The organism is Vibrio sp. MEBiC08052, from assembly GCF_001506075.1.
Classification (GTDB): domain Bacteria; phylum Pseudomonadota; class Gammaproteobacteria; order Enterobacterales; family Vibrionaceae; genus Vibrio.
In genome coordinates, this window is the sequence record NZ_KQ947475.1 from 1,173,968 (window position 1) to 1,188,547 (window position 14,580).

A 14,580-nucleotide genomic window follows, 5' to 3' on the forward strand; every position below is an offset into this window, starting at 1 on the left:
AAAGTCAGTGATCTTTAATGTACATGCCAGATTTTTTATTGAATGTACTAAAAACAATGAATTCAGTGGGGATTTAGATCTAGAGGATCCCCTCATAAAAACGCCAATACATCCCCATTTTTCCTGATCTCTCGAAGAAACAACGAAGCACCCCTGAGTAAATCCCGCTTTCTCAAGTGATATCGATGATGCCGAAGCACCTCACTGCCCAGCCGGATAGCTGAAAGAACATTTCGGGTTTGAACGGTATTCGCCTGAAAATGCCTATGCCAACCTTTCTCTTTTGCTACTAAACCTACCCACCAGAGCACAAGTTGGAGTACGAGTGCGATTAGCAACATAATATCGAACCGTTTCGGACACCGACTTCGACTCTGCCTTAGACCAAACCCATAAGCCGGACTTTTCAGATCTCGGAAGGTTTCTTCTATCTGCATCCGTTTACTGTATAACTTAACCATTTGAGCCGGGGTAAACCTTGAAGCGGGTAAATTTGTCGCTAATATCCAGCCCTCTTTTGCTGCCTGACTATAGAAGGCCGACCCCTGATGATTACTATTGGTTACTGTTGAACGCTGGTTTTTTCGTCCTTTTATCTTTGCACGATAAAGATAAATACCGCATGTAATGGGGTTAGAGGAAGTGAGGCGGCAAAGACCGAGATACCGACTTCGCGAAGTGGCTTTTTTCTGTAACGTACTGATTGGTTTCCAGTTATCGCGCTTTGTATCTGTATAGTGGATGACGCCCCTGACTCTTGAAAGCCAGAACCAACCTTGTTGCTCAACGGCTCTGAACCAAGGGTTTTTAAACCCAGCATCAGTGACTATCAGCGGAACACAGCCTTGTGGAAGGACAGAGGCCAGTTCTTTCAAAAATCTTTTATGAACCTTATCTGTATTGTGCTCTTCAAGAGTGAATGTTCGCTCATAAAGGGTGACAGAGCGGCCAGATAATGCGACAGAAGCTCGCAATACCATAAGGCGCTGAATTTCTCGGATATCCGCCCAGTCGACAAGAATTACGGGCATAGTAGAGTGACAAATCATAGAAGCCTGCCAGCGGTAGACGGCGGCTCGTTCGTAATGAAGGTGGTGATTTCCAAGCAACCTGTCGATGCGCTTGATATTGTGTTTGGTATGAGTCTTTCCTCCGATATGACGGCCAAGCTGGGTAAGAGTCAACGTTTTACTATTAAACAAAGCCTCGCTGGCAGTAATAAGTGTTTTGAGACGCTTAGCATGTAATTCAGGGCAATATTGGTGTAATGATTGATATATAATCTGAAATTCGCGCATCTTGTGCTCCGTGTTCTGTTTTGTTTTGGTCAATAAAATTAGATCACAAAACAAGGTGCGCGAATACCTTTAAGTGTCTGATGTGGATAGAAATTATGTGGGGATTCTTCAGGATTTAGATCGGGTGACATGGTTAAGATGGAGAAGGTTAGATGAAAAAGCATTTAACGACATTTGGTCTTTCTGAGAAAGTTAAGTTCGAGTATTGGCAAGATATCGTGAATGAGCATTTCGTTAAATTAACCTGCCGCATGGGGATGTCTCATACACTGATGGACTTCAATGCTGAACTCAATTGTAGCCGATTGAATTGTATTGACCTGTTAGAGGTCATTGCGTCGGGGCAATCTGTCACTCGTTCTCCCAAACGCTTTCATGAAGATGATTATTTATTACTGACATTACAACAAAAAGGTCATATGGAAATTACCCAAGATGGGCGACGCACGGTATTATCTCCTGGTGATATTGGTATATACGATAGCCGGAGACCATATTTTGTCAATCTGAAAGATGATTTTCATATGCGCACATTGAAGATACCTTTTGATGTCATTGATATAAAAAACTTTAAATCCAATCAGATTACAGCAAAAAAAATTGATAGCCATTGCGCAATTAATTTTATATTTAATAGTTTCTTATCGAGTTTGTTTACAATGACCTCTCCTCAAGATTATGTCGAAGAGAAGAAAATATATGACTGTTTTAATTTAAGTTTAAATGAGTTCTTATCGTATAACGCCAGTTCGGGTTCCGGGCGGTTTGTCGATGATAAAGAACTTAATCTACATAAGGTGAAAGATTATATAAACTCAAATCTGAGTCATTCATCACTTTCGATTGACAATATATGTAAAGCATTAAGTATATCCAGAAGTTCTCTGTATCGACTGTTTAAAGATGAATCACACAATATATCTGGCTATATTTGGACACAGCGTGTAAATAAATTAAAGTCTTTATTGGAAAGTCATGCTTATCGTGGGCAGGCAATTACAGAACTGTCATTTGGGGTCGGTTTCTCAAGTAGTTCACATGCGAGTGTGTTGTTTAAAGAACATTTTGGCATGACACCTTCTCAATATAGAACGACGGTCAATTCGAATTAACCATTCAGGTGTGTTCAGCACATTATTGATATTCAACTTATCCGATAGGTAACTTATTTGGTGCGGAGTGATTTATTTTGGTGCAGCACGAATATTCTATGAGTCCGTCTGGTACGAATAGGAATGCAATTGAAACACAGAATAAATTAAAAAAATGAATCCTTGATACGATAGCACTTGATTAAGTGATATAGATCGAGGGATATATGAATTATAAATTTACCGGGAAATTTAAAGTATGTGCAGTACAAGCTGCACCAGCATTTCTGAATATTGAACAAGGGATTGAAAAAGCCATTAATTTAATAAAAGAAGCTGCTGAAAATGGAGCACAATTAATTGCCTTTCCTGAAGTCTGGCTGCCGGGGTATCCGTGGTACATTTGGCTGGACTCACCTGCGGGTTGGTCTAAATATGTACAACCTTACTATGAAAATTCATTAAGTGTTGAGAGTGAGTTGTTTGACAGACTATGTCAGGCAGCGAAAACATATCAGATCCATTTAGTGATGGGATTTAGTGAGCGTGCCGCAGGAACTTTATATATCTCTCAAGCCTTTATCAATGATAATGGTCAGTTATTAGGTGTCCATCGAAAGCTCAAGCCAACGCATGTCGAACGAGCAGTCTACGGAGAAGGTGATGGCAGTATGGCAGTACGCTGAAAGTCTATCACACGGATTTGGGGAATTTAGGTGGCCTTTGTTGTGCTGAACATCTTCAACTTTTCAGCAAGTATGCGCTCTATGCTTGCCATGAACAAATTCATGTCGCGTCCTGGCCTAGTTTTTCTTTATACAAAGGGATTGCGATGCAATTGAGCGCTGAAGCGAACTGTGCTGCCACTCAGGTTTATGCTTTAGAAGGTCAGGCATTTGTGCTCTCGCCGTGTGCGATTGTAAGTCAAGAAATGTTCGATATGCTGTGTGACACTGAGCAGAAAAGAGCACTGTTAGATATCGGCGGGGGTTTTGCACAAATCTATGGGCCTGATGGTGCTGAGTTATGTGAATTTCTTGACGATAAAGCCGAAGGTCTCATTTATGCCGAGGTTGATTTAGCGAGTATCGGTGTGGCTAAAGCAGCCTATGATCCGGTCGGACATTATTCTCGTCCCGATATTTTTTCCTTACACATTAATAAGCAAGTCACTGAGCGGGTAAAAACGATCAACTCGGTCGTGACAACGCCAACTATCGAAGAAGATGAGTCGTATGTGGCTGAGTGAGAATCTCCAGCCGCGGTTGATTTCTGTTGTGGCAATCATCTATGGCTAAAGTGGATATCCCCGTCATTCAGTGAATAACGGGGATATCCAGTGAAATTTCAAGCTTAAACATGCCATTCAAGAATTTAAGACTTGAGTCCTGCGGCAGTCATTAACAGGCGAAAACCCATCGATACGACCCCTAAAGCCACAACACTCAGTGCCCAGATGCCAATCATCCAAGCCCATTGTTCAATGCCGCGTTTTATCTTCATTGTCAGCTCCTCAACTTGAGATTAGTGGTAGGCTTCACCTTCTTTGACTTTGCCGGTGAAGACATAGTAGCTCCAGCATGTGTAAGCGAGAATCACCGGCAGAATCAGTGCTGCACCGTACAACATGAAGCTCTGGCTGCTTGCCGGGGCTGCGGCTTCCCAGATGGAAATATTCGGTGGAATGATATTCGGCCAGATACTGATACCAAGCCCGGCAAAGCCAAGAATGATGATGATAAGCGCCATCACAAACGGACTACGTTCTTTATGCTTTTTAACGGAGTCGGCCATTTTTAAACAGACCAGAGCGGTGATTACCGGAATCGGCAGTAAGTAGAACAAGTTCGGTGTTGAGAACCAGCGTGTCGCAATCGCCGGAAACTCAAGTGGTGTCCATAAACTAACAATCACCAACGCCACGACCACTGCAAGCAGCGCTTTGTTGGTGAAAGCGAACATTGACTGTTGTAACTCACCTTCGGTTTTCATAATTAACCATGTACTGCCGAGCAGGGCGTAGGTTGCGACCAGTGCAAAGCCGCAGAAAATCGGGAATGGTGTCATCCAGTCCAGTTGTCCGCCGGCGAAAACGCGATTTTCGACATCAAATCCCTGAATCACCGCCCCGACCACGATCCCTTGGAAGAAGGTCGTAGCGGTTGAGCCGACCATAAATGAACGATCCCAAAATTGCAGATGGTTTTCCACCGCTTTAAACCGAAACTCAAATGCGACACCGCGGAAAATCAAAGCAATTAGCATCAGTGTTAATGGAATAGTTAACGCTTCAATAATCACCGAGTATGCGAGCGGAAATGCACCGAACAGTGCGGCGCCACCGAGTACAATCCAAGTTTCATTGCCGTCCCAGACCGGGGCGACTGAATTGACCATCACGTCTTTGTGTTGTTCATTTTTGACAAACGGCATCAGGATGCCGATTCCGAGGTCAAAGCCATCCATCACAATGTACATCAGGGTGGCAAACACGATGATCGCGAACCAAATCACAGAGAGATCAAAATGCATATTTTTTACCTTAATTGCTTAATTTGTGAGGCTATATACGACCAGAAATTGTGTTGATTTCATGATGCTCGTGGTCTTGTGTATCCGGGCCTTGTTTGATTTGGTGAACCATATAGTAGTAACCAAAACCAAATACTGCGCCATACACCACGAAGAAACAGAGCAGGCTGATGCTCATCTGTAAATCGCCATGCGCAGACACCGCATCCCGCGTTCTCTGAAGTCCGTAGACCACCCACGGCTGACGGCCGACTTCGGTGGTAAACCATCCTGCCAGTATCGCGATGAGTCCTGTCGGCCCCATGAGGATCGAAAACCTGAGAAACCAAGGTGTGGTATACAGTGTCTTTTTGTGGCGTAACCACAAGCTGTAAAAGCCTTGTAAAATCATCAGGATGCCGAGCGCGACCATGATTCTGAATGACCAGAATACGACCAGTGAATTGGGGCGTTCATCTTTGGGAAAGTCTTTCAGGGCCGGAATCGGCTCCGTCAGGCTGTGACGTAAAATTAAACTGCCTAACACCGGGATTTCCAGCGCATAATCGGTTCGCTCTTGTTCCATATTGGGCATCCCAAAGAGGATCAGTGGGGTTGGCTCTCCGCTGGCGTTAGACCAGTGGCCTTCAATCGCTGCGATTTTAGCCGGTTGATGTTCTAAGGTATTTAAACCGTGAACATCACCGATCAGTGCTTGAATGGGGGCAACGATAACCAGCATTCCCAGTGACATTGAAAACATCTTTTTCACCGCAGAGCTCGATTGGCCTTTCAGGAGATGCCACGCAGCAGAAGCACCGACGAATAAAGCGGTACTTAAAAATGCGGCCACGCCCATATGGGCTAACCGGTAGGGGAATGACGGGTTGAATATCACGGCAAACCAGTCAACAGGCACAGCCCGGCCATCGATGATTTCATGGCCTTGTGGCGTTTGCATCCAGCTATTTGATGCCAGAATCCAAAAGGTTGAAATAATCGTGCCGAGGGCAACCATCGAGGTTGCAAAAAAGTGTAGTTTGTCACCCACACGGTTCCAGCCGAACAGCATCACACCGAGAAAGCCGGCTTCAAGAAAGAATGCGGTCAGCACTTCATAGGTGAGCAGCGGGCCGGTAATACTGCCGGCAAAATCCGAAAAACCACTCCAGTTGGTGCCGAACTGGTAAGCCATCACCAAACCAGACACAACGCCCATACCAAAGTTGACAGCGAAGATTTTAGACCAGTAGTGATAAAGGGTTTTGTAATCCGGATTGCGGGTTTTGAGCCATAAACCCTCAAGCACAGCGAGGTAAGTTGCTAAGCCGATGGTAATGGCGGGAAATATGATGTGGAAGGAAACAGTAAAAGCAAACTGTATCCTTGCCAGCATAAATGCATCGAGACCAAACATAGATTTCCTTTGAGCTGAATATTATTTTTCTTTGCTATGTTAATCGTTGCTTGGGCCAGAATGTAGATACAGAAAAATACATAAAACTATAACAGTTTTTTATTTTAATTGTTATGATTGGTGGCGATGGTTTACAGTGGAGGTTGGGTTTTTGGCAAAGTATCAGGAGTTAGTCGATCAACTCAAACGGCAGATTCAGTCCGGTATCTGGAATCCGGGTGACAAACTGCCCTCATTACGAAAGCAGTCTGAACACACGGGTATCAGCTTAATGACAGTGCTTCATGCCTATCAGTTACTGGAATCTCAAGGATGGGTTGTGTCGCAAGCGCGATCAGGATATCGGGTTGCGCCCAGAGTCAAAACCAAGCATGTTCAGCCCCCTCAAGTCGCGGTCTCTTCAATAGAAAATGTCGATATCAATGAGTTTATCTTTGAAGTGCTCCAGGCCAGCAAAAATCCACAATTAATCAATTTCGGGTTTGCCTATCCCAGCCCTGATTTATATCCCCATTATCATGTGACACGTGCATTTTCGAGTGCGGCACGCAATATGCCAATCTCCAATACATTCAATAACCTTCCTCCCGGCAATGAACAACTCAGACAGTTGATTGCGAAACGTTATGCTGCGCGGGGGATTGAAATCTCACCGGATGAAATTGTCATCACTGCCGGTGCATTAGAAGCACTCAATTTGAGTTTGCAGGCATGTGCATCTGCAGGCGATTGGATCGTCGTCGAGTCACCGACATTTTATGGCGCACTCCAGTCATTGCAGCGTTTGGGGTTAAAAGCGCTTTCCATCAGAACCGATCCCGTGACCGGCATTGACATTGATTCATTGGAGAGAGCGTTGCAAACCCATCCGGTGAAAGCGTGTTGGTTGATGTCCAATCATCAGAATCCGCTCGGGTTTACATTAACCGATGAAAAGAAAAAGCGGATTGTTGATATTTTGAATCGCTATAACGTTGCTTTGATTGAAGATGATGTATACAGCGAGCTTTACGAAGGCAGTGAACCGATTACCTCGATGAAGATGTATGACCACACTGGAAACACCATGTTATGTTCATCATTCTCGAAGTCTTTAATCGCGGGGCTACGTATCGGTTGGGTCGTGGCGGGCAAAAGAGCACTTGATATTCAGAAGTTGCAATTAATGAGTACCTTTGCCACCAGTGCTCCGATTCAAATGACATTGGTGCATTATTTAACCAGCCGCAATTACGAATTACATCTCAAACAGCTACGCAAAAGGCTCGCAGAGCGGAAGAAGAAAATCACAGAACGATTGAGAGCACTGCTGCCCGATGAGGTCAATATCATCAGTCAGAAAGGGGGATATTTCGTCTGGCTCGAACTGCCCGAACATCTAGATGCAACCTACATATACGATGAGGTATTAAAAGAAAATGTCAGTATTGCACCGGGGAAAATGTTTAGCCTGAACGATCAATATAATCACTGCATCCGGCTCAATGCATCTTTTGAGCTCGATCACCATCGCATGAGAGCGCTGGATATTCTGGCGAGCAGTATTGTTACGCAAATCAACGGCTGCGCTCAAACTAAATAAACCGTAATTATCTATTGAGGACCAATATGACTAAACACATTGTTTCAGCACTGCAAATGGGCTCTAAAGAATCGGGGAAGAAAGAGACATTGCAGTCAATCCTATCTTATGAAAATGAAATCATTGCATCGAAAACCGAGCTTGTCGTGATGCCGGAAGCTTTGTTGGGCGGATACCCGAAAGGGGAAACGTTCGGGACATATCTGGGGTATCGCCTTGATGACGGCCGTGAAACTTATGCCCGTTATTACGACAATGCGATTACGGTGCCGGGAGCAGAAACCGATGAATTGGTCGCCCTCTCGCAAAGAACACAAGCGGCTATTGTGGTTGGGGTGATCGAGCGTGACGGGTCAACACTGTACTGCACTTCTCTGTACATTACGCCCCAACAAGGGCTGGCAGCAAAACACCGCAAATTGATGCCGACCGGCACAGAACGCCTCATCTGGGGGCAGGGGGATGGCTCGACGTTAGCGACCGCCAATATCGGCTTTGCTCAGATTGGCGGGGCAATATGTTGGGAAAACCATATGCCGTTACTGCGGATGGCCATGTACGATCAGGGGATTGATATCTGGTGTGCCCCAACGGTTGATGAGCGTGAAATTTGGCAATGCAGTATGCGCCATATCGCCCATGAAGGTCGTTGTTTTGTCATCAGTGCCGTGCAGGTTCAAGGTTCTCCCGAACAGACGGGGCGTACCGTAGCCGGTTGGGATGCCAGTCGCCCATTGATCAAAGGGGGCAGCCTGATTGTTGATCCGCTGGGCAATATTTTGGCCGGTCCGATGTATGAGCAGGAAGGGTTACTGACGGCAGAGATCGATATGGCTCAAATAGCGAAGTCTCGCTATGACTTTGATGTGGTCGGACATTATGCACGCCCGGATGTGTTCTCCTTACAAGTCGATGTAAGTGAGAAGAAAAGCGTCACTATCAAATCGGTTTAAATCTCTTATCTCTGCGATCATTTCTCGTACTCAGGCACTGAAGTGTGCCTGCTTTTTCCCATCGATAAATATTGTCAATGCTGTGCTCAGTTGGATGACCGTTGGCACGGAGAATCGGCATTGATTCGCGTCAAGGTCGCTATCATTTTTGAGCGGAATTTTTTGAAGTACGGGGAAAATCGGTGCGAAATGCACACTTAATTATTTCATATTTCATTTTGTAATAAAAATAGACCCTGTTATGCATTTTAAACGGTAGTCTGTGTATATGCCTGTCTCACCGCGATAGTGATAATTTCTAGTCAATGGGACCGACCTGAAAGTCCACACATTAAAATAAAGAAGTGATGGAGTTACTATGAGCAAAGAGAAACTCTCAGATAACGAACGTTTGAAGAGTCAAAGCAATCATCTGCGTGGCACGATATCAGAGGATCTTGCCAATCCGATAACCGGTGGTTTTGAAGGCGACAACTTTCAACTGATTCGTTTTCATGGCATGTATCAGCAAGATGATCGAGACATTCGAGCACAAAGACAAAAACAGAAACTGGAACCTTTGCATACGGTGATGCTCCGTGTCCGCCTGCCCGGCGGTATTATCACACCGAAACAGTGGCTGGGCATTGATGAGTTTGCCAGTTTGCATACCGAGTATGGCTCGATTCGAGTCACGAACCGCCAAGCGGTGCAACTGCATGGGGTGTTGAAACATAATATTAAACCGGTCCATAAACTGTTGAATACCCTTGGGTTAGATTCTCGTGCCACGGCAGGAGACGTGAACCGTAATGTCCTTTGTACCTCTAACCCGGTCGAAAGTGCCTTGCATCAGCAGGCTTATGATTGGGCGAAAAAAATCTCAGAGCATCTGCTACCGAAAACCAATGCGTATGCCGAAGTTTGGTTGGATGGTGAAAAAGTCGCAATTAAAGAAGAGCAAGAAACCATTCTCGGTGGTAGTTACTTACCCCGTAAATTCAAGACTGCGGTTGTCATTCCGCCGCAAAATGATGTCGATGTTCATGCCAACGATCTGAGTTTTGTGGCAATCGGCGACAACGGAAAACTGATCGGTTTTAATGTGCTGGTCGGTGGCGGACTGGCGATGACACAGGGTGATGTGTCCACCTATCCACGCAAAGCCAGTGAGTTCGGTTTTATTGCACTTGATGAGACGTTGGCCGTTGCCGAAGCAGTTGTTTCAACACAAAGGGATTGGGGCAACCGTTCCAACCGGAAAAATGCGAAGACCAAATATACGCTGGATCGTATTGGGGTGGATGTCTTTAAGCAAGAAGTGGAAAAACGGGCGAATGTGACCTTTGCGGATATCAAACCTTATGAGTTTACCGCCCGCGGTGACCGTATCGGTTGGGTCGAAGGTGTCGATGGCGATCATCACCTGACGCTGTTTATTCCAAGCGGACGTTTCATTGATACCGAAGATAAACCGCTCAAATCAGGCATGGCTGAAATTGCCAAAGTACATCAAGGCGATTTCAGGCTCTCTCCGAACCAAAATGTCATTGTGGCCGGTGTACCGCAAGACAAAGTCGCAATGATCGATAAAATTGCCCGTGAGTATGGTTTGATTGATCAGTCTGTGACCGAGCAGCGGAAAGCATCAATGGCTTGTGTGTCGTTTCCGACGTGTCCCCTTGCGATGGCCGAAGCGGAGCGGGTATTACCCGATATCTCTGCATCCATCGACAATATTATGCTGAAACATGGTTTAGCGGATCGCGCCTTCGTGTTTCGGATTACCGGCTGCCCGAATGGATGTGGTCGTGCCATGCTGGCCGAAGTGGGGCTAGTCGGCCGGGCTGTCGGCCGATACGATTTCTATATTGGCGGTAACGTTGAAGGCACCAGAATTCCTCGTCTCCACCAAGTCAACCAGCCTATTGAAGAGATACTGACCATGCTGGATCAATATGTTGCCCGTTGGGCAACGGAAGGGGAACCCGATGAGGCATTTGGTGATTTTGTGATCAGAATCGGCCTGGTCAAACCCGTCCTGAATTCGACCATTGATTTCCATCTTGTTGAGTAAACAGGATTGGCGATGATGAAAGCAGAACTATCTCAATGTGTTGCTTTTTTTCAGCTCGATGAGCCACCGGCTTCGGTGGCTCATTCGCTTCAGCCTTATAGTTGCAATTTAATAGCAAGACTCAAGCTCGATCATGAGTCGATTTGGCTTGTTGATTTAAATCGTGAGACCGTATCATTTGAGCAATTACAGAGAGTCTCTTGTATTGTGTTTGCCGGGTTGTGGCCTATCAGGCCGCGCCAAATCGAGCGGCATGCGATTCGGTGTCTAGTCTCACATATTCTCCATCTCGGCATCCCTGTGCTCTTCATCGGCAGCACGGAACGTTTTCTTTTTGAAGCACTCGGTTATGAGTCTTTTATGCCAACGTCGCGGTTTGGTTTGAATATGGTTCAGCCAAGTAATATGTCAGACCGGCTGACAACGAGTCATGATTTATCTTGGGGGTGGGTGGTCAATGATATGGTTGCGACGGATTTTACTGCGGATACGGTTGTTCTCGAACGTGACCTTAACGGTATGCCGATGCTGATTTGTCACGCAGAACATATTTATTCCAGTTCTGCTGCTTTGGGGGTGACATGGCATGAGATGGCGAGTTGGCTGTACGCTTATCCCGAGCATTTGCAAGGCAATGAAGCGATTATCGAGCATCACTGGAGTGACGATGAGGGGCTCACCTTCATTCAGCAATTTATTCAGCGTTGGTATCAGGTGAGTGATAATGCATGTGTTCACTAACTGGGTATACATGTTCCCGGGTATCAATGTCCTGGGTATCATGTGGTGCTACGGTTCAACGGTTTCAAAGCTGATCCGTTTAAACCTGATCTGTTTATGATGAGCGGTTCAAGGTGAACCGTGCAATGGAAAGCAGCCATAAAAAGCCGGATCCTGTGACAGGATCCGGCGATTTGGTTTATCTGACTGACCGACACTTGTCGGGGTCAGAGAGTGGATTGCTGATTTACTCTGCCGGTGGGCCTGCTGGCTGATCAACCGGTGGATAAGCATTTTCTAACAGGTGTTGGAACCCTGCTGAATACCAACGACCAGCGTGTGGCGCATTATCCATCGCACCTGTAGGCAATGGTGCAGAAGTACTCATTTTGTCTGGGTCACACATTGGATCGTACTGCTTCGCTGGGTCATCCGGATCAGGCTGATAGTCTGGTTCAGAGACACCATCTGATTCACCCGGTGGTTTCACCCACACGAAAGCATCCACGCCGGCATAAGGGTCAGCCCATGGTTTGTAGCCGATACCACTGGGTTGGTTACACCAGTTACCGCGGTGATGGCGACGGTCGATCCGGGATTCATCCACATAGGTATTTTTATCGGATGAATAACTGACATGTGTCGGCCGGTCAGGACCGCCCCAGCCATTTCGTCCGGTATCAATCAACATCCCGATAGTGGTTGGTGCACCTTTCGCAATCATCCGTTTGCGGAATTCAATCGCATAGTCTTTCTCATCAAAGTTCGGGTTCCATTCATAGAAATCCGCACTCCGAATCGGACCACCTCCGACATTTTTGGTTGGATCAGGGAGATAAGTTTCAACCAGCGGACTGTAGTTCGCGGTGTTGGTGACGAAACCGGCAACACTGCCCCAGCCTGCATCTGTACCTTTGATCACGTCAGAAATCATGGTGATTGCCGGACCAAAGTTACTATCCCAGCCTAACCAACCAGAGTGCGCCGCATCAATGTACGAATAGACGTTCTTAATCGGTGAGAACTTGTTGAGTGCGTAGGTGATCCCTTCACGGTAACCGCCTTCACCAGCTGCTTCTCGACATTTTGGTATATCGATATTGGTGACGAGGTTTGGTAAAGAGTCAAGTTCGATGATCGCCGCAATCCGGATATTTTTATATTTCGGATCGGCAAAGATTTCTGCAATTGGGTCGATAAATTCATTTTTATAGCGAACCATGTCGCCTTTAGAAATGAGCAATTCACCATTGGAGGCCACGGCCTTACAGTCACGGTTTGGTAAGTCATAGACTACAACCGTAAACAGATTCGCACCTTGTTTGAGTGCTTCATCTAAGTGAGCACGCAGTCCCATTCTACTGTCTGTTCCTGCAATCGCACCGATTCGGTCGAGCCATACCCCGGTGTTCTGGTTAGACACAGCGCTACCGCCCGGTTCTGCCGCTGCTAAAGCAGACCACTCTGGGTTGACATACCAAGTTACATCACGGAATGGGTTGTCCACTCGTTCTGTGGTCGGTGGGACATCATCATCGGTGACATTGACCGTTTTGATGATTTTGCTGGTATCCATGCCATCGCTGACAATTAATGAGACGGTATATTTACCGGGATCCGCATAAGTGTGTGACGTTGTGACACCTGAACCTGTTGCACCATCACCGAAGTCCCAGATATAGGTAAGGACATCATTATCTGCGTCGGTTGAAGCAGACGCATCAAAGTTGACCAATAACGGGGCTTGTCCGGATGCCGGTGTCACAGTCATGGCCGCCACGGGTGGTGTATTGCCAGATTCGGTTGTGACATTGATCACCACGTTGGCAGTATCGACGCCTGTGCCATCACTAACGGTCAGTTTGGCAGTGTACTCGCCGGGTTCGGTATAGGTATGCAGCACATCTTTGCCCGTACCGGTTTCTCCATCACCGAAATCCCAGATGTAGGTTAATGCATCGCCGTCTGCATCGGTTGAACCACCGGCACTAAAGCTGACTTCGAGCGGTGCAATGCCAGAAACCGGTGTTGCATCGGCAACAGCGTCAGGTAAATGATTCGGTGGCGGGGTGTCTCCACCACCACTACAGGTTGAACCCATTAATTCGACATGCGCAGCACTGGTGCTATTGCGGGTTCCCATAAAGTTAACCGCTAAGCTTTGGCCTTTTTTAATGGTTCCGTTCCACTCGGTGTTCACAATGTAATAGGGGTTATCCCCTGAAAGTGCACCACTCCAAGATTGCGTGACAGCCACGCCAGCCGGATATTTCATCCCAATCTGCCAGCCATTGATATCTGCATTCTCGTCATTAGTGATGGTCACAACGCCTTGAAATCCACCATCCCATTCATTGGTTAATGAATATGAACAGGATGCAGCTTGTGCGCCGACTGACGACAAGGCCGCACCCAGTGCCAAAACCAGCGGTAACAACCGGAGTTGTTTCTGCCTTTTTCTCATTTCTAGCCTCCTACGGTTAGTTTTATGCATATTTTCTCAATCTTCCTGATTAAGATTTTCTTTTTATACTACTGATTAAAATATTATTTACGCGAATGGTTTATCAATAAACATTCATACTATTTGGGTCTAGATGGCTCTTATGTTAGCGTCAAGAAATTGAGATGAAATAATATAAATAATTCTATTTATTGTGAGGAGTTCCACGAAATAAAGGGCGGTGAATAAGTAAATAATCAATTTTTATTTTATGTGTTAAATGAAATTAAAACAAAATTTCACTAATTAATTTGTAATTTAAGTGTTTGATTTTATTGTTTTTGTTTTTTGTTATTCTCATTATGTTTTTTCGTTTTTTTATTTAAATTATTGTATTTTAATATGATATTAATATTTAATTTTATAAGGTGTAAATATTATAATATGACGTACTATATATTGATGTTTTCTTTAGTTTTCAGGCTGAGTTAGGAGTGTATTTTGAAAGA

12 protein-coding genes are annotated in these 14,580 nt (G+C 45.6%); 7 read left to right on the forward strand and 5 right to left on the reverse strand.

Annotated features, from left to right (window positions below; genetic code table 11):
• Positions 1 to 92: 92 nt before the first annotated feature.
• Positions 93 to 1,298, reverse strand: a complete 1,206-nt coding sequence (locus VRK_RS05220; RefSeq protein ID WP_059120399.1) for an IS4 family transposase — start codon at positions 1,296 to 1,298, stop codon at positions 93 to 95.
• Between the two features lie 152 nt (positions 1,299 to 1,450).
• Here VRK_RS05220 and VRK_RS05225 point away from each other — a divergent pair, with 152 nt between their 5' ends.
• The 3 genes from VRK_RS05225 to VRK_RS21565 all read left to right on the forward strand — a co-directional run bounded on the left by VRK_RS05225 (position 1,451) and on the right by VRK_RS21565 (position 3,638).
• Positions 1,451 to 2,410 (forward strand): helix-turn-helix domain-containing protein, encoded by a 960-nt coding sequence (locus VRK_RS05225; RefSeq protein ID WP_059120400.1) that lies wholly within the window; start codon positions 1,451 to 1,453, stop codon positions 2,408 to 2,410.
• 206 nt (positions 2,411 to 2,616) lie between these two features.
• Entirely contained in the window at positions 2,617 to 3,075 is a 459-nt protein-coding gene (locus VRK_RS21560; protein WP_269431943.1) for a nitrilase-related carbon-nitrogen hydrolase, read from the forward strand.
• Between the two features lie 17 nt (positions 3,076 to 3,092).
• Entirely contained in the window at positions 3,093 to 3,638 is a 546-nt protein-coding gene (locus VRK_RS21565; RefSeq protein ID WP_269431944.1) for a nitrilase-related carbon-nitrogen hydrolase, read from the forward strand.
• A 125-nt stretch (positions 3,639 to 3,763) separates the two neighbouring features.
• On the opposite strand, the gene VRK_RS20575 is transcribed toward VRK_RS21565, so the two are convergent.
• From VRK_RS20575 to VRK_RS05240, 3 genes are read right to left on the reverse strand one after another with little or no spacing between them, the layout of a single operon-like run.
• The gene (locus VRK_RS20575) at positions 3,764 to 3,892 is read right to left on the reverse strand and encodes a DUF2474 domain-containing protein (RefSeq protein WP_077337172.1); all 129 of its coding nucleotides are present in this window, start codon (positions 3,890 to 3,892) and stop codon (positions 3,764 to 3,766) included.
• Positions 3,893 to 3,913: 21 nt separating this feature from the next.
• Complete coding sequence (cydB, locus tag VRK_RS05235; RefSeq protein WP_059120401.1) at positions 3,914 to 4,921, reverse strand: cytochrome d ubiquinol oxidase subunit II; 1,008 nt, start codon at positions 4,919 to 4,921, stop codon at positions 3,914 to 3,916.
• A 31-nt stretch (positions 4,922 to 4,952) separates the two neighbouring features.
• Positions 4,953 to 6,317: a cytochrome ubiquinol oxidase subunit I gene (locus VRK_RS05240; protein WP_059120402.1), complete on the reverse strand. Its 1,365-nt coding sequence runs from the start codon at positions 6,315 to 6,317 to the stop codon at positions 4,953 to 4,955.
• Positions 6,318 to 6,468: 151 nt separating this feature from the next.
• Here VRK_RS05240 and VRK_RS05245 point away from each other — a divergent pair, with 151 nt between their 5' ends.
• From VRK_RS05245 to VRK_RS05260, 4 genes are all read left to right on the forward strand, one after another.
• Positions 6,469 to 7,899 (forward strand): aminotransferase-like domain-containing protein, encoded by a 1,431-nt coding sequence (locus tag VRK_RS05245; RefSeq protein WP_059122661.1) that lies wholly within the window; start codon positions 6,469 to 6,471, stop codon positions 7,897 to 7,899.
• A gap of 26 nt (positions 7,900 to 7,925) precedes the next feature.
• Positions 7,926 to 8,852: a carbon-nitrogen hydrolase family protein gene (locus tag VRK_RS05250; protein WP_059120403.1), complete on the forward strand. Its 927-nt coding sequence runs from the start codon at positions 7,926 to 7,928 to the stop codon at positions 8,850 to 8,852.
• 358 nt (positions 8,853 to 9,210) lie between these two features.
• Positions 9,211 to 10,908: an assimilatory sulfite reductase (NADPH) hemoprotein subunit gene (gene cysI / locus VRK_RS05255; RefSeq protein WP_059120404.1), complete on the forward strand. Its 1,698-nt coding sequence runs from the start codon at positions 9,211 to 9,213 to the stop codon at positions 10,906 to 10,908.
• 12 nt (positions 10,909 to 10,920) lie between these two features.
• Positions 10,921 to 11,649: a hypothetical protein gene (locus VRK_RS05260; protein ID WP_059120405.1), complete on the forward strand. Its 729-nt coding sequence runs from the start codon at positions 10,921 to 10,923 to the stop codon at positions 11,647 to 11,649.
• Between the two features lie 226 nt (positions 11,650 to 11,875).
• Here VRK_RS05260 and VRK_RS20580 read toward each other — a convergent pair whose 3' ends face one another.
• Positions 11,876 to 14,092: a glycoside hydrolase family 6 protein gene (locus VRK_RS20580; protein WP_197413059.1), complete on the reverse strand. Its 2,217-nt coding sequence runs from the start codon at positions 14,090 to 14,092 to the stop codon at positions 11,876 to 11,878.
• Positions 14,093 to 14,580: the final 488 nt, after the last annotated feature.

What these genes read in the sequence shown, in the direction of transcription:
- VRK_RS20575 (WP_077337172.1), bottom strand. Translation starts at nt 3,892, where the DNA reads ATGAAGATAAAACGCGGCATTGAACAATGGGCTTGGATGATTGGCATC.
- cysI (WP_059120404.1), top strand. Translation starts at nt 9,211, where the DNA reads ATGAGCAAAGAGAAACTCTCAGATAACGAACGTTTGAAGAGTCAAAGC.
- VRK_RS05225 (WP_059120400.1), top strand. Translation starts at nt 1,451, where the DNA reads ATGAAAAAGCATTTAACGACATTTGGTCTTTCTGAGAAAGTTAAGTTC.
- VRK_RS05220 (WP_059120399.1), bottom strand. Translation starts at nt 1,298, where the DNA reads ATGCGCGAATTTCAGATTATATATCAATCATTACACCAATATTGCCCT.
- VRK_RS20580 (WP_197413059.1), bottom strand. Translation starts at nt 14,092, where the DNA reads ATGAGAAAAAGGCAGAAACAACTCCGGTTGTTACCGCTGGTTTTGGCA.
- VRK_RS21560 (WP_269431943.1), top strand. Translation starts at nt 2,617, where the DNA reads ATGAATTATAAATTTACCGGGAAATTTAAAGTATGTGCAGTACAAGCT.
- VRK_RS05250 (WP_059120403.1), top strand. Translation starts at nt 7,926, where the DNA reads ATGACTAAACACATTGTTTCAGCACTGCAAATGGGCTCTAAAGAATCG.
- VRK_RS05260 (WP_059120405.1), top strand. Translation starts at nt 10,921, where the DNA reads ATGATGAAAGCAGAACTATCTCAATGTGTTGCTTTTTTTCAGCTCGAT.
- cydB (WP_059120401.1), bottom strand. Translation starts at nt 4,921, where the DNA reads ATGCATTTTGATCTCTCTGTGATTTGGTTCGCGATCATCGTGTTTGCC.
- VRK_RS05240 (WP_059120402.1), bottom strand. Translation starts at nt 6,317, where the DNA reads ATGTTTGGTCTCGATGCATTTATGCTGGCAAGGATACAGTTTGCTTTT.